The sequence below is a fragment of the Sporosarcina sp. NCCP-2331 genome (assembly GCF_023707945.1).
GTDB lineage: Bacteria > Bacillota > Bacilli > Bacillales_A > Planococcaceae > Sporosarcina > Sporosarcina cascadiensis.
Map to the genome: position 1 here is coordinate 39,672 of NZ_BRCD01000001.1, position 21,183 is coordinate 60,854.

Here is a 21,183-nt window from a genome sequence, read left to right on the forward strand (position 1 = left end):
ACGGTGTAATCAAGCGCAACAACGTTCACATCAGCGGCTCAGGCAAGATTATATAAATGAACCTGATTATTTCTTTGCACGAATCGCGTTGAAGAATTCGTTGTGATCTTAGATGATCCTGGTCATCAGAATAATCATAAAAAGGCGAAAAAGCAAGCCATATTTACGTACGGGCTGATGATGCCCAGTATACTTCCAAAAAGAACGGACGTAATCAGTTGACGTCATTATAAAAGACACTGCAAGTTTGGAGGCCGCTGAAAAAGTTCATTTAAAGAAGATAAGCAACTGCGCGAACAGAAGTCCGGTCGCACAGTTGCTTTTTTATTCTCCTTATCTAGTATCCATAGTATAATTGGGAGAACTATCCAAGGTGGTGCGCCCATGATTTCCAACCGAGAAAAACAGAATGTAAGCCCGTATCTGGCGCTGTATGATGTGCTGATCCCGCAAGATCATCTACTTCGACAAATCAACGAACTCGTAGACTTTTCATTTGTCATAGATGAACTCCAATCGAAATATTGTTTGAATAATGGTCGCAACGCCATTCATCCGATTCGTATGTTCAAGTATTTACTGCTCAAATCGATTTACGACTTATCAGATGCAGACCTTGTCGAACGTTCACGGTACGATATGTCCTTTAAGTATTTTTTAGAAATGGCTCCGGAAGAGGAAGTCATCAATTCGAGTTCTTTGACGAAATTTCGCCGGCTTCGCCTGCAGGACATGAACCTGCTGGATCTTCTCATTGGGAAAACCGTAGAAATTGCCGTCGGGAAAGGGCTGCTTCTCAGTAAAACGCTCATTGTGGACGCTACCCACTCTCAAGCACGCTTTACACAGAAATCACCAAAAGAGTTTCTGAAGACGAAGTCGAAAAATGTGCGGAAAATAGTCTATCAACTGGAAGAAGATATGGTCGGGAAGTTCCCTGCGAAACCTGTATCAGATGATCTCGAAGAAGAAGTACAGTACTGCCGGCAAGTGGTGGAAGTAGTGGAAACACAATCAAAGGTAGCACAAATCCCTGCCGTAAAAGAGCGAGTCAATGTATTGAAAGAAATCATTGAGGACTATGAGAACCAATGGAGCTATTCCAACGATCCGGACGCACGACTTGGGCATAAATCAGCGGACACCGCTTTCTTCGGCTACAAAACGCATATTGCGATGAGCGACGAACGAATTATCACAGCGGCCATCGTGACAACAGGCGAAAAAAGTGATGGACAATATCTTCCCGAATTACTCACGAAAAGTAAAGAGGCTGGCATGGAGTTCGAAACGGTTCTAGGCGATACAGCGTATTCAGGTAAAGGCAATTTAGAATATGCCAAATTGGAGAAGCTCCAATTGATCGCAAAGTTAAACCCCTCCGTTACCGATGGAAATGAAAGACGAACAACCCCATTCGATTACAATAAGGATGCAGGAATGTTCGTTTGCCCGGCTGGACACCTGGCAACTCGAAAGGCACGAACAGGCAAAAAAAATCAGAAGAAGAATCAGAGTACCACGTATTATTTTGATATTGAAAAATGTAAGGTATGTCCGATGCGCGAGGGATGTTATAAGGAAGGCGCAAAAAGTAAAACATACAGTGTGACGATCAAGTCGCTTGAACATGAAGAACAAGCCGCCTTTCAAGAGACCGAGGAATTTAAACAACTCGCCAAAAACCGTTATAAAATTGAAGCGAAAAATAGTGAATTGAAACATCCGCATGGCTATAAAACGGCTAAATCAGCGGGTGTATTCGGCATGGAGGTACAAGGAGCCACCACCATATTTGCGGTGAACTTGAAACGAATTTTCAAGCTGCTGAGCCAAAAAGAATAAAAACAGATCAAGAAACAGGGCACGTTCCATCAAAAATCGGATGGAACGTGCCCTATTTTCGATTGAAGAGCCATGTATTGAAAAAAACGTAAGTTTTTCAGCGGCCTCCAAGTTTGCAGTGTCTTTTTCAACCTCTTTATTCAGCTGCTGCGGGTATTTCGTTCTTTCTCCTATTGCTGAACAGCATAAACAAGCCGAGTGCAATGAGCACCACAACTGTCAGTACAACGTAAAGTTCCCTGTAGCCGATGACCGGAATAAGCGAGCCCAATAAGTAAGGACCAAAGCCAAAGCCGAAATCCAGGAAAATAAAGAATGTCGATGTCGCAACGCCGAGGCGTTCAGGCCGTACACCCTGGAGCGCGATTGCCTGTGCGCATGACTGGAAGTTCCCAAAACCGAGGCCAAGTATACCGCCCGCAAGAAGCAGCATCCAGCCGGTTTGTACGCCGCTCAGCAGCAACAGGCCGCCGGCAAATAGAATTAGTGATGGATAGACCACAAATTTATTCCCTTTCAAGTCCAATAAACGTCCTGAATAAGGCCGCGACAGCAGAACCGCTATCGCGTACACTAAAAAGAAAAAGCTTGCAGTGCTGACTAAATCGACTTCTTCAGCATAAAACGAAATAAAGGACAGTACGCCTGAATAGGCAATAGCTGCGAGCAATGTGACAAGTCCGATCGGCAATGCCCGTTTCTCCAGCAGGCTATGAATACCAGGCTTTTCAATTGCAGATTCAACTGATTTTTTCGGCATGACCGCATCAGTTTTCCTAACAAAAAAGAACATGGCTGCACAGCATACACTTAATACTAAACAGAATAAGAAGAGCACAGAGTATTCATAATGCTGACTCAGGAAAATCCCGAAGAAAGGCCCGATCGCAGTAGCCAGAACGGAACTTAAACTGAAATAACCGATTCCTTCTCCTCTTCGTGACGGGGGTAGCATCTGCGCTACCATTGTCCCTGTCGCCGTCGAGGCAATTCCCAGCCCAATTCCGTGGAAGAAACGATTCGCCATCAACAACGGCAAGTTGACAGCCCCAAGGTAGAAAGCTGATGCTAACACCGTAACCGTCAGTCCGATCATTAGTATCTTCCGGCTGCCGACCTTTTCAATCAGTCCGCCGATCGCCAGCCGCGCAATAAGTGTCCCGATAATGAAGATACCGGAAACAAGCCCCGCCGTACTTGTCGATACACCGTATTCCTTAACTGAAAAAGGTGCGATGGTTACCATCAATAAATACATGACCAACATTAAAAAGAAATTAATAATTGATGTAATGATAAAGTCCTTTGTCCATATCTTTCTATTCTCCATTTGATCACTCTCTTAGTTGATAAGATTTTTTCTAGCTGATTCCATGACCCGAATTGCCGTTCCTATATCCTCGTCAGAAACTCCGTCCAGCATTTCGCAATACAGCATTTCCAGCTCTGCCATTATCGTTTCTACTGTATGATGTCCCGACTCCGATAAATCAATGTGCTTTACACGCCTGTCCAAACCCGGACGGACAACAACGAGATCCATTTCCATTAAACGCTGCATGATATTTGTAATACTCGGCTTTTCTACTTGCTGATGCGCAGCAATTTCTGCAGAGGTCATTTCCCCCTTCATCTTCAATAGCTTCAGAACACCCCATTGTGAATGAAATAGATTATAAGGAGCAAGAAGTGTATTCACCCGGTTCAGCAGAGGACGATACAGCTGAATATATTCCGTAAAAAAATGCTGCTGCCGTTTCATATGATGTATTCCTCTTTTCGATTAATTAGTTTGTCTAACTAACGTAATTTAATCATATTATCTTCTATTTGTAAAGAATCTGGATTAATGCGAGGAGACAAACTATGTTTTTGGCAGCATACCGTTTCCCTGCGTTCCAGACGGACGCGTGTCTTGCGGGCCCGCGGTGAGCCGACTTGGTCGCAAGCTCCCGCAAGTCGTCTCACCTGTCGGGCTGATCCTCCCAGAGTGGTTTTAGCCGCGGGCTCACACGAAGTGAGTCATGCAACCGTTGCCGCAGGACGCGGCGTACCTAGGTTGCCTTCCACTTCAGTACACTGGCTGGTATTTCAGAACTTATTATGTGAGTAGGTAGTATGAGCATACTGTCTTGATTATTATAATAGGTATGGTATTTCATGCATTACTTAACATTCACTAAATACTCAGGACCTTTGGATCAATGCTTTTACGAGATCGAGAAGTGATACTACGCCAACTAAATTCACACTTTGCAAAAAAACAGCATGAAATACATTCCACAAACCAGCATAGGCGCAACTGCGGGGTCGGCCGTTGCTATGAGACTGTTGGCATGCTCTACGCCAGTAGGCTCATAGCGTAAGGAAATCCCCCAGCGCCGGAGCGGGTTTAAACTGCAACATGATTTTAGCAATACATACATGACAAGTTGTCAAGAAACGATTTTCTTGCAGACCCCATAAAAAAAGAAGAACTCCGGAATTTCTCCGAGTTCTTCTTTTTCACTTTTTAATGTCCCATTACTTTCATTGACTGGACGATCATTTTCGCTGCATGAGCACGGGTCGTCGGATTATTCGGCATAAACTTTCCTTGGTCCCCTGCCGCGATGTCCATTTCATACAAACCGGCAATTGCCCACTGGGTGTCCTTTGAGAAATTTTGAATATCTTTGAAAGGCGCGGCTGCTGCAGGTTTATAAGGTGTTCCTTTTGCAGTCTCGTATGCCCGGCTGAGTAATAATGCGAGCTGCGCACGTGTGATCGGCTTATTTGGCATAAAGTGCCCGTTCACGCCTTTCATCAAACCGTAATCATATGCTGCCTGAATATCAGCTTTTGTACTGTCTGCGTAGTACGCTAAGTCATCAAAATTCATGCTGCTGCTTTTCGGCTTCAGCTGCAAAGCACGTACGACGACGGAAGTTGCCTGTGCACGCGTCAACGATTTGCCGGGACGGAAAGTATGATCCTGATATCCGCCCATGATACCGTTCACAGCAGCTGCTTCAATGAAATCCTTGGCCCAGCTGTCCTGAATATCAGTAAACATGACAGATGGTTCTGCGGGCTCATTCTCCAGTGTGTACACTGTCGACAAGTTGTGCATGCTCTTCTTGCCGTACTGATCTATCGCTTCAACCGTAAATTTGTATTCCTGGTTTGGCAGCAGGTCCGTAATTTCATAAGTCAGCACCGGGCTTATGACTTCTCCGACCATTTTATCGCCGTTATACACTTTATACGTCATAATCATTCCTGTATCCATGACAGGCTTCCAGTTCAACACGACTGTGGAATCATCTTTCTTTTCTGCAGTCAGTGCATCTTTCTCATACCATGGGTAATTAGCTGTCAGTGCTTCATGGAATGCTTCTGCAACGACCCGGTAACCCGCTTCACTCAAATGAATATTGGCAGGATTCGGCAAGTAAGTCTGAATATCTTTCGCAATCAATTCGTCCGTTTTCACGAAATGAGCCGGCGTGCCCTGCATCCCGCTTTGAATCGCATCGTTCAGTCCTTTCATTAACAGAGCGATTTGCGGCTGCAGATCTGCAGGAAGATGCGGGAAGGAATTATAATATCCCATTACATATACTTGCGCTTTCGGATTCAGCTCATAGATTTTCGCTAAAATTTGCTGTGTGTTTTTCGCCGTCTGCATCAAAGCAGCTTGGATTTCTCCCATATTAAACGACGGTTTCCCAGTCTTTTCATCAATTTTGAAATAAGGAAGAACGTCATTCGCACCGGCACTTAAAGTAATCAGATTCGCTTCCTGAATGGACCGGTGAAGAGTGGCGGTACTGTCTTGGGGACCTGTCCCGAGAACCGGCTTTGTCACGTCTGTCTGTAAGTCTTTCAGGACATCACCCGATGTGTAGCCGGGGAACGAAAATCCTTTATTGCTTGTTTGAAGAACTTCCTGTTTCATCAGTTCCTCCGTCAAAAAATCTGCATAGCCTTTACCCGGTTTACCATCCGAATTAATCCCGAATGCCAATGAATCCCCAAGCGCCAGGTAATTGACGGGCGCAATCCACGTCGGTGATTTGTCCGGCTCCGCGGCGGCTGTTTGGAGAGGCATCACAGCCAGCTGCAGCACCAGGGCAAATGCCAGCAACACATAACTGATACTCTGTTTTTTCAATACGTATTCCTCCTTTACCTAAATATTCTAAATTTAATCATAATCGCTAGCTTGCCAGACTGTCAAATTTTAGTACGGACATCCCATAACTCCGGAAAGAAACGATGATCAAGTACGGATTTCAAGTAGTTCACACCTGATGATCCGCCGGTTCCTGTTTTAAAACCAATAATCCGCTCCACCGTTTTCATATGCCGGAATCTCCATTGCTGATGGCTGTCTTCAATGTCCACAAGTTTCTCCGCCAACTGATACAGATCCCAGTACTGATCTACGTTACGGTAGACTTTCAGCCAGGCATCCGCCACGCTTTCATCGCCCTTATAGGTGATTGAGAAATCACGTTTCAGCAATTCCGGAGTAATCGTGAACCCTGCGCGTGCCAGTGCCTGAATGGCAACATCATAAATGCCGGGTGCATGATAGGCTTTTTCCAGCATTTCCGACAACGCCGGATCTTTCTCATAAATCTTAATGATCTGCGGCTGCTTATAGCCGAGCGCAAACTCGATCAGCCGATTCTGATACGACTGGAATCCTGATGCACGGCCAAGGCTGTCACGGAATTCCATATACTCTGCCGGTGTCATCGTAGCCAGTACATCCCACGCCTGAATGATCTGCGTCTGTACTTTCGACACCCGGGCAAGCATCTTAAATGCTTCCGGCAGTTCATCCTTTTCAATTGAATCGATCGCGGTCTGCAGTTCATGCAAAATCAGCTTCATCCACAGTTCACTGACTTGATGGATGATAATAAACAACATTTCGTCATGATGCCCTGACAGCCTGTGCTGGCTCGACAGCATCTTATCCAAATCTAAATACTCACCGTACGTCATGGACTCACGAAAGTCCGTATGAATTCCCTTTTCCGTCATGACTGCCACCTCCTGACGACCGCACGCACTGGGCTGCCGTCTGCTTCTTGCAACGCAAGCGGCAGCGCAATCAGCTCATACTGACCAGGCTCCAGTGTGTCCAATACTAAGTTCTCGATAATGATGACATCATTGCGGTACAGCGAATGATGTCCCGGCAGCTCTTTGCTGTCTTCCGCGTCAACTGAAGGCGCATCCGTACCGATCAGACGCACCCCGCGCTCTTTTAACAGCGGTCCCACATCTTCACCGATCACTGTGTAATCCACAGGAAACTTCTCGGAAGTCGGATGGCTGCCTGTTTTCAATAAAACCCGCTCGGCTCCATCAAAGTCGAAGGACTCCAGATCTGCACGAGCTACACATTTCAAGCCTGTTACATCAAGGAGAACAGCGCGGCCGATATAAAGATCAACCGGCAGATCCAAAATACGCTCTCCTTCATTATCATAATGAAATGGTGCATCTGTATGCGTTCCAATATGCGTGCTCATCGTCAGCTTCCCGATATTGACGGAACCCGATTGTTCCTTTGATACCGCCACTTCATAGGTAAACGGCGTATCTCCCGGCCACTCCGCGATTTTGGCCGACAGCGGCTGTGTAATATCAATCCATTCATTCGTCATGCCACTACACCCCGCTCATTTTTAAACTGTTTGTACGTTTCATCCGCCATAATGCGTTTCAGAATCTGCACTGTCTGCCATACATCTTCAAATGAATTGTACAGCGCAACCGGAGCCAGTCTGATGCCGTCTGGCGCTCTGAAATCCGGTACCGCACCTTCCGCTTTCAGCGCCTGGCAGATCCTCGCCGCCTCTTCATGCTGTAGCAGTATATGTCCTCCGCGCGAAGCATCTTTCGGATTGCCGATGCCAAATGAAAAGTCCTGCAATTCTTCCTCTATGCAGCCCATCATGAACTTCGTCAGCTCAAGAGATTTCAAGCGGATCTTCTCTATCCCGATTTCTTCAAACATTTCCAATGAACCGATCAAAGGCGCGGCGCTCAATATATGCGGTGTTCCGATTTGATAGGCACCGGCATCGGCGGCAGCTGTCATCGTGTGATCCATATCAAACTGCTTCGATTTATCCGAACCAAACCACCCGGCCAGACCTGCTTCTTTACCGAAATGCTGTTCATGGACGTACAGTCCGCCGACAGAACCCGGACCCCCGTTCAGATGTTTGTATGTGCACCAAAACGCAAAGTCGGCACCCCAGTCATGCAGTTCATGCGGGATAGAGCCGATGGAATGGCAGAGATCAAAGCCGATTGGAATGCCTTTTTCATTCGCCGCCTTTGCAAGCATCTCCATGTCCAGAACCTGTCCGCTGCGATACAGGACGGCAGGCAGCACGATCAATGCCACTTCCTCTGTCATCGCTTCGATAATGCGTTCCTCGCAGAGCGTCAGTCCGTCATCACTCGTAACGCGGATCAGTTCCGATTCGGGATCCAGGCCATGCAGCCTGATCTGGCTTTTCAGCGCATAGATATCCGAAGGAAAATTCAATTCATCCGCAAGTATTTTGGTGCGTTTGCCGGAAGGCCGGTAAAATGTCGCTGCCAGCTGATGCAGGTTTGACGTGGTGGATCCAGTTGCAATTACTTCTGTTTTTTCCCCGCCGACCAGCGGCGCCATACGTCCCCCCAGCTGCTCCGCCATATAAAACCACGGATGCGCTCCTCCTGTCCAGCCGTCGATGCCGAGTGTCTTCCAGGAATCCAGCAGCTGCGTCAGCGTCTTTTCTGCCCGCTTAGAGAGAAGCCCGAGCGAGTTGCCGTCCATATAAATTTTATCCGCCGGCAAATAAAATTCCTCGCGGTAAGAGGACAGCCGATCTTTTTCATCAAGTGTTTTTGCATACATAAGTGTATGGGAGTGCATATACATTCTCCTTTCTTTCTGTAATTAAATAATAGCATATTAAGAGAATATAAAAACGCTTACAGTACGTGTGACTTCACCGCTTTTCTATGCTACGATCTGTTAAAAAGGAGTGATTGGCAAATGGAGACATTTACAGAACGCGCAATACAGGTCATCCTGCAGATTCCTCCGGGTTATGTCATGACATACGGGCAAGTCGCAGCTGAAGCAGGCAATCCGCGCGGTGCACGGCAAGTGACCCGCGTGCTTCATTCGATGAGTGCAAAATACGGATTGCCGTGGCACAGGATCATCAACGCAAAAGGCGGCATTTCCACTCCCGAGAATGCAGAGTCCAAAGGTGAAACACAACGGCAGCGATTAGAATCGGAAGGCGTTCAATTTGATACCAATGGACGCATATCACTCGAAATTTATCGCTGGCACCCTCCCCTGCAGACATAAAAAATGCTTGGTCGGATGGATCTCCGCCAAGCACTTTTTATATCATTGCAGCAAACTCAAAAACTTCTTCGTTCTCTCATGCTGCGGATTGGTGAAAATTTGTGCAGGTGCGCCTCTTTCCACAATAACGCCACCATCAATGAAAATGACTTCATCTGCCACTTCCCGTGCAAAACGCATTTCATGTGTCACGACTGCCATCGTCATGCCTTCCTGCGCCAAATCCTTCATGACGCGCAGCACCTCATTGACCAGTTCGGGGTCAAGTGCAGATGTAGGTTCATCGAAGAGCATGACTTTCGGGTCCATAGCAAGCGCCCGCGCAATCGCCACACGTTGTTCCTGACCCCCTGAAAGCTGGTGGGGATATTTCTCTTTATGATCCGCCAATCCTACTTTTGCCAGCAACTGTTCCGCAGTTTCACCGGCTTCTTTCTTGGATACTCCTTTGACAGTTGTCAATCCTTCCGTCACGTTTCCTTTGGCTGTTAAGTGCGGAAACAGATTATAACTTTGAAACACCATGCCTGTAAGCCGGCGGAACGCTCCAATTGCTTTTTTTGATACCGGCTGGTTGAAATCCAGTTGCTGACCGTCAATGGAAATGCTTCCGCCGTTTGGTGTTTCTAATACATTGAGACACCGCAATAATGTAGATTTGCCAGATCCGGAAGGTCCGATGATGACGACAACCTTTCCAGCTGCGATTTCCAAGTCTACATTATTAATCACTTCTAGCGGTCCAAATGACTTTTTTAATCCTTGTATCGTAATCATGAGAGACCTCCTGACTTGCCGACGAACCGGTCGAGCCGCACTTCAATTCTGCCCTGTATAATGGAAAGGATGAAACAGATCACCCAATAGACGAGCGCCGCCATACTATAGACGAATAAAAATTCATAGTTCATCGACGCTATTTCCTGTGCCCGCCTGAACGTCTCCGCCACTAAGATTGTCGCGGCTAATGAAGTGTCCTTCACCAATCCAATAAAGGAATTCGAAAGCGGCGGAACAGAGACCCGGGCAGCTTGAGGCAAGATGATCTTGCGAAGTGCCTGAGAATAGTTCATGCCGATTGAATACGCTGCCTCCCATTGACCTTTCGGGATGGACAAAATGGCTGCTCGTATAATTTCTGAAGCATAAGCCCCCACATTCAATGAAAAGCCTATGACCGCCGAAGGGAAAGGATCAATAACAATCCCCATCGTCGGCAGGCCATAGAAGATAATAAATAATTGTACCAGCAGCGGAGTACCGCGAATAATGGAGACATATACCCTCGCAATTCCCCGCAGTATTTTGCTGGAAGAGATTCGTGCCAAAGCTGTAAAAATCGCGATTACGAGGCCGATGATGAACGTAATGACCGCCAAAGGAATCGTGAATTTGATAGCCCCTTCAATCAAAGGCCCGATGGATGTCGATGCAATTTCCTGAAGTCTCTGTATCCGGTCGGGGCTTAAGAACACACTATTAAGATACATCTTCGCCGAACCATTTTTCGGAGATCTCTTTTAACGTGCCGTCTTCGCGCATCGCATCTAATGCTTTATCCACTTCATCTATCAAGTCTTCATTGCCCTGTCTGAATAAAAATGCGTTTTCCGATTCGTTTTCAGCTGAGGTATTTTCTTCTTCCACAATTTGAATTGGTGCATCCGGTTTCTGTTTCAAGTAATCCAGCGCTGAAATCTTGTCATTGTACGTGCCATCCACTCGCTTGGAGATGACCAAATCAACTGCCTGGTTAAAGCCATCCACTTTGATGATTTCTGCTCCATGTGATTTCGCCAGCTCACCGTAGTTGCTTGTCAGTGTCTGTGCAGCTTTCTTGCCTTCCATCCCATCGAATGCAATCTGCTCATCTTTAAGAGTGACCAGTACGGAATGAGAGCGTGTATACGGCTGGGAGAATGCGTATTTCGCTTTACGGTCATCATTGATTCCGACTTGATTGGCAATGACATCGAAACGCTTGGCATCCAATCCTGCGAAAATCGCATCCCATTGCGTCTCAAAGAATTTTACTTCCACGCCGAGGCGTTTCGCGACCTCTTCAGTCACTTCCACATCATAGCCCGTCAATTTACCAGATTCATCATGGAAAGAGAATGGTGCATAGGTTCCTTCTGTTCCTACATTCAGGACCCCTTTTTCCAATACTTCATCCAACAGGCCGTCCTTTGCAGCTGAATCACCCGGCGATTCTTCTGTTGGTTTTTCATTTGAACCATTGGCCTTGTCGTCATCTTTCGTCCCGCAAGCAACCAATACACCTGCCAATAAAATCAATAGAAATGGTAGTAAAAACTTTTTCATTTCTTAAACCCCACTATTCTAATAAGTATTTGTGTTTTAAATCATAGAAGATTGATATGGCTCTGTCAACATATAAAATTCCTTGTACAAGTTATTATACTACACAGAATTGGCAAACAAAACAAAATACTCTGGTTAACAGCAGTTCAAAACCTATTAAAAGACTTAGAATTCGAAAGGAATAAGAAAACTGCTTTCAGGACTTTATCCAACTTGATCATTCATGCCACGAACATGATTATAGAACATCTATCCTGCTGATATCGTATACATATTCAAAGTTTTAAACCCGAAAAAAGGGGGGAAACAATCGCTATACTACTAACTAGGGGTTACATTTATATGGAAAAGGAATCTGAGAACGCACGAAGGAAACTGAATAAAACATTGAAACCGTCCTGGGTGTTCGCTATAGCACTTGGTTCTTCAGTCGGATGGGGCGCTTTCATCCTCCCGGGTGACTGGATTCGCGATTCTGGACCGCTCGGCGCGGTGATCGGGCTCGGCATTGGTGCGGTGATCATGATGATTATCGCATCCAGTTACGGCGTAATGATCAAGAAGTTCCCCGTGTCGGGCGGCGGTTTTACATATGCTTTTGTCGCAGCAGGAAAGATTTGGGCTTTCATTTGCGGCTGGTTCTTATCGCTTGGCTATATTTCGATTGTCGCGTTAAACGCTTCGGCGCTGACGTTATTACTGAAGTTTTTGGCACCCGGCTTTATGAAGCAAGGCTATTTGTATTCTGTTGCCGGATGGGATGTCTATTTGCCGGAAGTTCTAATTGCCAGCGCGATCATCTTGCTGTTTGCGCTCATTAATACAACAGGCACCAGCGTCTCAGGACAGATTCAATTTTATTTCAGCGTGCTGCTTGTAGCAGGCGTTGTGCTGCTCGGTGTCTTTACATATGGCTCCACTGATCAGCCTTTCACAAATTTGCAGCCCTTCTTTAAAGGTAATCAATCCATTCTGACTTCGATTCTGGTCATTCTTGCAATCGCTCCGTGGGCATATGTAGGATTTGACAATGTACCGCAGGCAGCGGAGGAGTTCAATTTCTCTCCTCGCAAAGCAACGATGCTCATTGTCGCTTCTTTATTCACATCTTTCTTAATTTATGCCATTATGATAGGTCTGACCGGCTGGACTTTCCCTTCAACCGCCGCTCTTGGAAACGGTGATTTATGGCTTACCGGAGAAGTAGTTCGCTCCTCACTTGGAATCGCAGGACTTGCTGTAATGGCAGTGGCGATAGTGATGGGAATCTTCACAGGACTCAATGGTTTTTTCATGTCATCCAGCCGCTTGCTGTTTTCCATGGCGCGTGCGCGGGCTTTGCCTAACTTCTTCCGAACGATTACGAAGGAGAAACAGACGCCGGTATGGGGCATTTGGTTCGTTGCTCTGATTACTTTGCCTACCCCCTGGTTTGGCCGGCAGGCACTGACTTGGATCGTAGATATGTCATCGACCGGAGTATCTGTTGCCTACTTCTTCACTTGTCTGGCTGCTTATAAAGTGCTGGCTTGGGGAAAAGAGAAAATAGGCCGGGAAATCGCTCCTGTCAAAAAGTTTCTTGCGTTAATTGGAATGATCGCAAGCGGTGCCTTTCTCGCCCTATTGCTTGTGCCGAATTCACCAGCTGCACTTTCTACCCCTTCCTATATCCTGCTGTTCGCCTGGGGATTGGTCGGCATCGTGTTCTACCTGGTCATTCAGAAGCGATATAACAGCTTGACACAGGAAGAAACCGAGTATTATGTACTTGGCAAGACGATAGAATCCGAAGTAATGGAAGCGACTGATGACTCTGATAAAGACCTGCCGCTGCCGGATGCTACTCGTTCATAAGCAATACTCCTTTCCAAGCCGTTATACCGGCATAAACCTTGGGTATACTAAGGTTATAACGGGAAAGGAGGTTTTTTCGTGTCCAGAAAATTAGTAGCCGCCATTCAGGAGCAGTCTATCCTGCTGGATGATCCGGCAGCTTTCAACCAGCTGCTGCAGGAAATAGGTGATGCAAAAATTGTGATGATTGGCGAAGCAACGCATGGAACTTCCGATTTCTATCGACTGCGCGCCGAGTTTTCCAAACGGCTTATACAAGAAAAAGGTTTCGCCGCCATTGCTGTGGAAGGCGACTGGCCGTCTGTCTATGCAATAAACAGATTCGTCAAGGGCTATGACAGTCAGCCGCAATCAGTCAAAGAACTGCTGATCAGTTCGTTCGGCAGATGGCCGGCATGGATGTGGGCGAATGAAGACGTAGAATTGTTTGTCTCATGGTTAGCCAAGGAAAATCAGCAGCGCACCTCTGACGCGAAAATCGGCTTTTATGGAATCGATTTATACAGCCTGTACGAATCAATCGATGAAGTCGTGAACTTTCTGGAAAGCAATCCGTCCTACGGAACTGATCTGGAGTTTGCCAAAAAAGCTTTTTCCTGCTTCGAACCTTATAATCGCATGCCCGAACATTATGCACTGTCTTCTGCACACTTCACAGACGAATGTATAGCAGAAGTCACCAGCCTGCTTCAGTCAATTCGCGCCAATGAACAACGCTACCCCCAAGCGCACGAGCAGGATTTAAATCTCGAAATGAATGCCTTAGCCGCAAAAAATGCAGAGGCATATTACCGGACGATGCTCCAAGATGATGCCTTGTCATGGAATATTCGGGATACTCATATGGTGGAAGCAATTAAAGAAATACAGAATTACTACGGAGAAGACGCGAAAATCATTGTCTGGGAGCATAACACGCATATCGGTGACGCAACCGCTACCTCCATGGCCGATCAGGGACTTACCAATGTCGGCCAGTTAATCCGCGAGCAGTACGGTAGAAAACATACTTATGCTATTGGTTTCGGTACGTATGAAGGAACCGTCATTGCGGGCAGCAGCTGGGGAGAAACACCGGAAGAAATGAATATTCCGCCCGCCCGCTTTAATACATGGGAAGGGCAGCTGCACGCAGCAGGCGCCCAGGACAAATTGCTGCTGTTCAATGATAAGAACAGAAAGCAATTCGACGAATGGATTGGCCACCGCGCAATCGGCGTCGTCTACAATCCCGAATTCGAAGCCTACGGCAACTTCGTCCCCTCCCGCGTCAGCGAACGCTACGATGCCTTCCTATACATCGACCGCTCGACTGCACTGATGCCGTTGAGCTGGTGAAACTTTTCATAGCAAAAAAGCAGAGACCTCGGTCTCTGCTTTTTACTTCGCATTCTAAAAACTCACAACAGCCCGATCCACTTCCAATACGTCGCACTAAATAACAGGATGAGCAGGTAACCAAGGATCGTTAACGGAATTCCAGTTTTCAAGAAGTCCTTAACAGAGAAGGCTCCAGTTCCATAAGCGAGCATATTCTGCGGTGCGCTTACCGGCAGCAGGAAGCCGAAACTGATGACAAACTGTTGAATCAAGACGAAACCAATTTCATTGACATCCAATGAAATAGTGGTGGTCAGCGCAATGAAAATCGGTATGAGCGCAGACGACAGACTGGTTGCACTGGCAAATCCTAAGTGGATCAGGATATTAAACAATGACAGTAGAGCAATCGTTGCGAGCAGCGGCATACTATCTAATCCCATGGCGCCGAATACTTTATCCGACAGCCACTGAGCGCCCGTTGTGTCGAGCAAAATGGTTCCGAGTGAAATCCCGACGGCGAATACCAGAATTGTTCCCCACGGAATCATTTGTTGCACAGTCTTCCACTCAAACACACCTATTTTCGGTGTCAAAAGAATCGCGATGGCCACAATGGTCACCGTAGTGGTGTCAAATGGGTGCAATTTTTCCTCCGTTGCCCATAAGAACAGCAGAACAAGTGACACGATAATCAGACGAAGCTCGGAAGATTTCATTTTGCCGAGTTCGCTTAACTGGCCTTGAATTAATTCTTTTCCGCCTTCGACCACCTTTGTCTCAGGCTTTATGACTGCTTTCATAATAAAGTACAATGCGACCGACATGATGATTGACCAAGGAGCAGCGTACAAGAACCATGAACTCCAGGCGACCGACACACCAAATTCTTTCTCAATAAACCCGAGTGCCACCATGTTCTGTGCGGCACCTGTCTTAATTCCGACGTTCCAGATCGACACGGACTGTACTGCCGTAATAACCAGCAGCGCACCCAGACGGCTGTTTACCGGCAGACCGAACGCCGCGACCATACCGAGCAGGATCGGCACTACGGCACCGGCTCTTGCTGTTGCACTTGGCACGAAAAACGCCAAGATAATGGAAACGAGGATAGAGCCAAAAATGATGGCGCCTGTTTTCACGCCTACTTTCGATAAAATATATAGAGCGAGACGCTTATGCAGATTCGTCGTCTGCATGGCAGTTGCTAGGAACAGTGCAGCTGCTACTAATGCAACCGCAGGGCTGGAAAACCCGGTCAATGCCATTTTTAGCGCACCGCTTGTCCCGAGCATTTCATCGGGGTTTTCCATACTCGGAGCCAGTCCCAGCAAAACGGCTGCCAGTCCCAGAATCATGGCTGCACTGACGGGATACGGAACTGCTTCTGTCACCCACAGGATGACCGCGAATGCTAAGATGGCTAATGCACGCTGGCCGGTAACGGGAAGATCTGCGGGATTCGGGAGCATGACGATTACAATAAGAACGACAAACGCTAACATAATCCAAATTCCATTCAGATTCCGCTTCTTTTTAGGCTGCAGAGCTGTTTCTTCAGTTGTTGTCACAAGCATCAATCCTTTCTAATTACGGTTTCAGTTTTACTCTTACCCGCTCCTGCCTCCAATTAACGCTTTCTCCGTAAATAAGCCGGGCATCTGCAATAGCATACCCGGCATTGATTAGACTTTGCGTTTAACATTCTTCAGAATTACTTCACTCTTCGGCAAGCTCGGCATGCTGACCAGACTGTAGCTTAGATCCTGCTCCGGCACGTCAAATGACATACGATTTGCCAGGTAATCCAGACTGACTTTCATAACCTCAAGCGTCACCCATTCTCCTGCACAGCGATGATTTTCTATATAATCTCCACCGCCTTGCGGAATCAGGTTATAAGGTGTAATCTGCTCATCCGCAAATCTCGACGGATTAAAAACATCCGGATTATTCCACAGTTTCGGATCGTGGTTCGTTCCGTAAAAATCCAGAATCGTCAGAGTGCCTTTCTTAAATACATAACCATTCCACTCAAAATCTTCTTTCACACGCGCTGCGTTAAACGGAAAGAATGGATAGACACGCCGCACTTCCTGTACGAAGTTCTGCAGATCCTTCTCTTTTCCGGACGAAAGCTTTTTCGCTTCTTCAGTATGCTGAATCAATGCATGTCCAGTAAATGCAATATAGATGGAGATCGCAACGATTGGACGAACGATATTCAAGACTTCTACAGCTGCCACTTTTTCGCTCAGCAGCTTGCCTTTTATATCGCGATGATGGGAAAACACATGCATGGCGGTTCCTTCAAAGGGAATCAAATCACCTTTCCGTACAGATTTGATTAATTCGCCGATCCATTCTTCCATTTCATCGCGGGCCTTCTTTCCCTTCCAATGTGCATAGCCCAGCGTGGCCGGAGTTTCGAAGAGCTTTACCATCGTTTCAGTTTTGTCCTCCACTTCTTTTTCCTTCAGCGGCACGCCGGCCCACTGGCAAGCAAGGCGCATCAGTAATTCCTGCGCTTCTTTGTATAAGTTGACTTCCTCTTGTTGCTCCCAGTCAGCCATTGTTCTTTCCCATTGACCCGCCGCCATTTCCTTCAGCTGTCGGATTTTATCAGGCGCCATAAGAGACATGAATGCTTCTTTGCGGTGTCTGTGAGCATCTCCGTCCAAGGTCTGCACACCTTTCTCGCCCAGCAAAGTCTGCTGGACTCTTTTCGGAGCGGCTCCTTTCCTGACGAATTTCTCTGTATCATAAAACAGTCTGGCCGCTTCTTCCCCGGACAGAGTAATTACTTGTTCCCCGAGTAAGCGCGTCTCGAACACGTCGGACTGCAGACCTTTCCTGCGGTTTCGTAAAAATTGATAGCCTTCTCTCAGCATGCCGGCCGTATGATCTTTCCCTTCAAGCTTCGGCATGGGTTTCATTTCTCGCACTAGACACCACTCCTTTTCTTCTTCTCTACCCGTTTCAATATGCAGGTAATCGGCCTATTCAGCTATTGACTTATCTTCTGAACATGGTATTATTCAAACGGTATATCTTTCTTTACATGTAATCAGAACTTATATACAGTGAAGTGCTGACTTCAGTAGTTTCATTCGCAGCAGCAAAAAGAGACTGGGCGGGAAGTGCAAGTTCAGGCAGCGGATGAAATGAATTACACCAGCAGTTTTCCTTCACACGCAATGAAGAGGACAGTTTCTGCTGTCAATTAGGGTGGTATCGCGGAGAACTCCTTCGTCCCTGCAACACGGGGACGGGGGAGTTTTTTCATTTAATTCAACTGGAGGTAGTCAGCATGTTTCCAATTAAAGCAATTCATACACCAACTGTTAAAGCTTCGGTAATTTTGACGATTCTTATTGTCGCCATGATCAGCATCAGCATCGTCAACTTCGGTTCTGTGCCGCATGTGCCGATTTTGTTTGCGATTTTACTGCTCTTTGGGTATGGATTATGGAAGAAACTTACATACAAAGAGCTTGAAAGAGGATTAGTCGAAGGTGCAAGTGCAGGAATGAGTGCGGTCTTCCTGTTTTTCTTTATCGGCATTCTTGTCAGCAGCTGGATGATGAGCGGCACCATCCCGACCATCATTTATGCAGGCCTGCAATTAATTACACCCGCATTTTTTTACGCGATTGTTTTCGTCGTTACAGCGATTATCGGTCTCGCAGTCGGCAGCTCACTGACAACCGTCGCCACGATCGGTGTGGCTTTCATCAGCATGGCGCATGTCCTCGAACTGTCGCTTCCTCTTGCGGCAGGCGCTATTGTTTCGGGAGCATTCTTTGGAGATAAAATGTCCCCGCTTTCCGATACGACCAACCTGGCTTCTTCCATTGTCGGCGTCGATCTATTCGAGCATATACGGAATATGGGATGGACAACGATTCCTGCCTTTTTTATCTCCCTGATTTTATTCGGAGTGCTGTCACCTGACGTGTCAGGCGGCAATTTTGATACTGTCGGGACATTCAGCAGTGCATTGCTCGGCACCAATCTGATTCACTGGTACACACTGGTTCCGGTAGCTGTGCTAATCATTTTGACGTTTGTTAAAGTGCCTGCTATTTTAACGCTGTCAGTCAGCTCGCTGACGGCAATTGTCGTTGCTTATTTCCATACGTTCTACTCAGTTTCTGAAGTTATGACGATTTTATTCAGCGGTTATGAAGGAGCTACCGGTGTCCAGGCGGTGGATGAACTGCTTTCGAAGGGAAAAGGCATGGAGGGCATGATGTTCACCATTTCACTGGTGATGCTCGCACTCAGTATGGGAGGAATGCTTTTCACACTGGGCATCGTGCAGTGCCTGCTCGAAAAAATCGAAAGCTTATTGCGCAAAGTGTCTTCCGTGATTTTGACATCTGCGCTGACTGCAATCGGCATCAACGTGCTGATTGGGGAGCAATATTTATCCATCCTATTGACAGGCCAGGCATTCCAGTCATCTTACGAAAGAGTCGGCCTTGCCAATAAAAACTTGAGCCGCGTAATGGAAGATGCGGGAACAGTCATCAATCCGCTCGTGCCCTGGAGCGTCGCCGGAATATTCATTACGCAGGCGCTCGATGTACCGACGATTGCCTATTTACCATTCGCCTTCTTTTGTTTGCTGAGTCCTGTTCTGACAGTACTTTTTGGTTACTTGGGCAAAACACTGACACGCATTTAAACTGCTTTACACATAGATTTCCCGCATCGGCTCATACTCCCTATATTATCTTTAGCAGGCGGTGGCCGATTTATGGATTTCAATTCAATTTGGGAAGCTGTTCTGATTATTATAGCGGGCATTGTGCTATTGCATATTTCAGGACGGAAATCTATATCACAAATGACGGTGGGACAGACCGTATTGATGATCGCTGTCGGTACTTTGCTGATTCAGCCCGTAGCCAGCAATAATCTTTGGCAGACCTTGCTGCTCTCGCTTATTCTTGTCGTAACCCTGCTGCTGTTTGAATTAATTTCGTTAAAGTGGAATTTTTTTGAAGGTCTTGTGCGCGGCAGATCGAAAATAGTTGTGGAAAACGGAGTGCTGAATATCCGGAATATGCGCAAGCTCCGGCTGACGGTTGATGAACTGGAAATGCATTTGCGTCAAAATAGCATCGCAAAAATTGATGATATAAAATGGGCAACGATGGAAATGAGCGGACAGCTCGGCTATTTATTAATCGAACGCAAGCAATATGCAACAAAAGAAGACATTGACCGGCTGCAGCTCTCTCTGGAAGAAATGAGCCGGCAGCTGAATCTTCAGTTGTCAGCAATACCTAAACCTCTTCCCGTTGCTGAAGAAGAGAATCTCTTTACTGAAATTAAAAATCCAAAGCCAGAACCCGAGTATCTCGAATAAGGTGTTTAAGAGGTCGGCGAAAAGGGAATTTATCAGTAACAACTTCACGATGAGAGGAAGAACTGCATATGAAAAAGTTAATAAAAACCGTAATAAAATGGGGACCCCTTCTATACCCGGTCGTTAAAAAGATCATGAATGATAAGAAGAAAAAAGAAGCCTATACACGCGGCAGAACAGCAAGATAAGTAATTAGATAAGTGCTGACAGCTCGAATGCTGTCAGTTTTTTTGTTTACCTGCAGATAAAAAAGTAAAGTTAATTTCTCAAATTGGTTTATTTTATTGTAAATAAGAGTATACTAGTATTGAGGATTTTTTTCTGACCTCTTTTTTCCTCTCAATGTTTGACCCCCAAACAAAAAGCTCCAGGTACACCACATTACCTATGGAGGAGAATTTAACAAATGCATTGGTACAACAAATTAAACGAGTATTTTCCAGTTGAAGAAATGAAGTCAAAAGAACATATGGAGACATTATTGATCGATAAGGGAAATGTCTACCATAAGGAAGAAGGACCGAAACACGTTTTGATGTACGTGGAAACGGAGGACTTCGTATTCGTAGACTATCTTTTCGTTTCATCAGCGGCACGCGGTGAAGGACTCGGAAAAAAACTGCTGGATTCGTTGAAAACCAAAAACAAGCCAATTTTATTGGAAGTGGAGCCGGCTGCAGAAGAAGAACCTGACACGGCGAAAAGACTCAAGTTTTATGCTAGGGAAGACTTTTCCCATGCACAAAAAATCGGTTATCACCGCCGCTCCCTTGCGACCGGTGAAAAGAACAGCCTCGAAATTCTTTATTGGGCGCCCCCTGCTTCGTCCTCTGAACAGACGGATGAAAAAGAAGTATTCGACGCCATGAAGACCACCTACGAAGAAATCCACACCTACAAAGACCAAGACTTTTACGGAAATTCGTATGAACCGGCTGAACAGGCACTCAGCTTTTACACGAAGCCAAAAGAGAATATATTAGAAGCGTTTGAATCAGTAAACGTATAAGGTAAAGCCGGTCTTTCACAGACCGGCTTTTTGCATGCCTTCAACCTTGTATCTTGTTAGTTGACTTCG

Annotated in this window: 19 protein-coding genes; 8 read left to right on the top strand and 11 right to left on the bottom strand. The window is 46.4% G+C overall.

Annotation, left to right across the window (positions count from 1 at the left end; genetic code table 11):
- Positions 1–384 precede the first annotated feature (384 nt).
- The gene (locus NCCP2331_RS00175) at positions 385–1,845 is read left to right on the top strand and encodes an IS1182 family transposase (protein ID WP_251667750.1); all 1,461 of its coding nucleotides are present in this window, start codon (positions 385–387) and stop codon (positions 1,843–1,845) included.
- A gap of 136 nt (positions 1,846–1,981) precedes the next feature.
- Here the strand turns inward: NCCP2331_RS00175 and NCCP2331_RS00180 are convergent, their stop codons facing one another.
- The 6 genes from NCCP2331_RS00180 to kynU form a co-directional block, all read right to left on the bottom strand.
- Complete coding sequence (locus NCCP2331_RS00180) at positions 1,982–3,175, bottom strand: MFS transporter (RefSeq protein ID WP_251667752.1); 1,194 nt, start codon at positions 3,173–3,175, stop codon at positions 1,982–1,984.
- Between the two features lie 12 nt (positions 3,176–3,187).
- Complete coding sequence (locus NCCP2331_RS00185) at positions 3,188–3,607, bottom strand: MarR family winged helix-turn-helix transcriptional regulator (protein WP_251667754.1); 420 nt, start codon at positions 3,605–3,607, stop codon at positions 3,188–3,190.
- 750 nt (positions 3,608–4,357) lie between these two features.
- Positions 4,358–6,001 (bottom strand): S-layer homology domain-containing protein, encoded by a 1,644-nt coding sequence (locus NCCP2331_RS00190; protein ID WP_251667756.1) that lies wholly within the window; start codon positions 5,999–6,001, stop codon positions 4,358–4,360.
- Positions 6,002–6,063: 62 nt separating this feature from the next.
- Positions 6,064–6,882 carry a tryptophan 2,3-dioxygenase gene (gene kynA, locus NCCP2331_RS00195; protein ID WP_251667758.1) on the bottom strand — a complete coding sequence of 273 codons (819 nt, stop codon included), beginning with the start codon at positions 6,880–6,882 and terminating at the stop codon, positions 6,064–6,066.
- Complete coding sequence (kynB, locus tag NCCP2331_RS00200) at positions 6,879–7,511, bottom strand: arylformamidase (RefSeq protein ID WP_251667760.1); 633 nt, start codon at positions 7,509–7,511, stop codon at positions 6,879–6,881. Before kynB ends, kynA begins: the two co-directional genes overlap by 4 nt.
- The gene (gene kynU, locus NCCP2331_RS00205; RefSeq protein ID WP_251667762.1) at positions 7,508–8,779 is read right to left on the bottom strand and encodes a kynureninase; all 1,272 of its coding nucleotides are present in this window, start codon (positions 8,777–8,779) and stop codon (positions 7,508–7,510) included. Before kynU ends, kynB begins: the two co-directional genes overlap by 4 nt.
- 123 nt (positions 8,780–8,902) lie before the next feature.
- Here kynU and NCCP2331_RS00210 point away from each other — a divergent pair, with 123 nt between their 5' ends.
- A complete protein-coding gene (locus tag NCCP2331_RS00210; RefSeq protein ID WP_153722471.1) occupies positions 8,903–9,226 on the top strand; it encodes an MGMT family protein in 324 nt (107 codons plus the stop codon).
- Positions 9,227–9,268: 42 nt separating this feature from the next.
- Here the strand turns inward: NCCP2331_RS00210 and NCCP2331_RS00215 are convergent, their stop codons facing one another.
- Genes NCCP2331_RS00215 through NCCP2331_RS00225 form a run of 3 tightly spaced genes read right to left on the bottom strand, consistent with a single transcriptional unit; the run spans position 9,269 to position 11,551 of the window.
- Positions 9,269–10,003, bottom strand: coding sequence for an amino acid ABC transporter ATP-binding protein (locus NCCP2331_RS00215; RefSeq protein ID WP_153722470.1), 735 nt, complete (start codon positions 10,001–10,003; stop codon positions 9,269–9,271).
- Positions 10,000–10,716, bottom strand: a complete 717-nt coding sequence (locus tag NCCP2331_RS00220; protein ID WP_153722469.1) for an amino acid ABC transporter permease — start codon at positions 10,714–10,716, stop codon at positions 10,000–10,002. The genes NCCP2331_RS00215 and NCCP2331_RS00220 overlap by 4 nt, the downstream gene beginning before the upstream one ends.
- Positions 10,706–11,551 carry an amino acid ABC transporter substrate-binding protein gene (locus tag NCCP2331_RS00225; protein ID WP_251667764.1) on the bottom strand — a complete coding sequence of 282 codons (846 nt, stop codon included), beginning with the start codon at positions 11,549–11,551 and terminating at the stop codon, positions 10,706–10,708. Before NCCP2331_RS00225 ends, NCCP2331_RS00220 begins: the two co-directional genes overlap by 11 nt.
- 342 nt (positions 11,552–11,893) lie before the next feature.
- Between NCCP2331_RS00225 and NCCP2331_RS00230 the strand changes: the two genes are divergently transcribed.
- Entirely contained in the window at positions 11,894–13,405 is a 1,512-nt protein-coding gene (locus NCCP2331_RS00230; RefSeq protein WP_251667765.1) for an APC family permease, read from the top strand.
- A 78-nt stretch (positions 13,406–13,483) separates the two neighbouring features.
- Positions 13,484–14,743 (top strand): erythromycin esterase family protein, encoded by a 1,260-nt coding sequence (locus tag NCCP2331_RS00235; protein WP_251667767.1) that lies wholly within the window; start codon positions 13,484–13,486, stop codon positions 14,741–14,743.
- Positions 14,744–14,805: 62 nt separating this feature from the next.
- On the opposite strand, the gene NCCP2331_RS00240 is transcribed toward NCCP2331_RS00235, so the two are convergent.
- The gene (locus NCCP2331_RS00240) at positions 14,806–16,233 is read right to left on the bottom strand and encodes a DASS family sodium-coupled anion symporter (protein WP_251667938.1); all 1,428 of its coding nucleotides are present in this window, start codon (positions 16,231–16,233) and stop codon (positions 14,806–14,808) included.
- 180 nt (positions 16,234–16,413) lie between these two features.
- Positions 16,414–17,664, bottom strand: a complete 1,251-nt coding sequence (gene cypC, locus NCCP2331_RS00245; RefSeq protein WP_251667939.1) for a CYP152 family fatty-acid peroxygenase CypC — start codon at positions 17,662–17,664, stop codon at positions 16,414–16,416.
- 374 nt (positions 17,665–18,038) lie between these two features.
- Here cypC and nhaC point away from each other — a divergent pair, with 374 nt between their 5' ends.
- The 4 genes from nhaC to NCCP2331_RS00265 all read left to right on the top strand — a co-directional run bounded on the left by nhaC (position 18,039) and on the right by NCCP2331_RS00265 (position 21,114).
- Entirely contained in the window at positions 18,039–19,418 is a 1,380-nt protein-coding gene (nhaC, locus tag NCCP2331_RS00250) for a Na+/H+ antiporter NhaC (protein WP_251667769.1), read from the top strand.
- Between the two features lie 72 nt (positions 19,419–19,490).
- Positions 19,491–20,105: a DUF421 domain-containing protein gene (locus NCCP2331_RS00255; protein ID WP_251667771.1), complete on the top strand. Its 615-nt coding sequence runs from the start codon at positions 19,491–19,493 to the stop codon at positions 20,103–20,105.
- 68 nt (positions 20,106–20,173) lie between these two features.
- Positions 20,174–20,293 (top strand): hypothetical protein, encoded by a 120-nt coding sequence (locus NCCP2331_RS00260; protein WP_251667774.1) that lies wholly within the window; start codon positions 20,174–20,176, stop codon positions 20,291–20,293.
- 218 nt (positions 20,294–20,511) lie between these two features.
- The gene (locus tag NCCP2331_RS00265) at positions 20,512–21,114 is read left to right on the top strand and encodes a GNAT family N-acetyltransferase (protein WP_251667776.1); all 603 of its coding nucleotides are present in this window, start codon (positions 20,512–20,514) and stop codon (positions 21,112–21,114) included.
- Positions 21,115–21,183 lie beyond the last annotated feature (69 nt).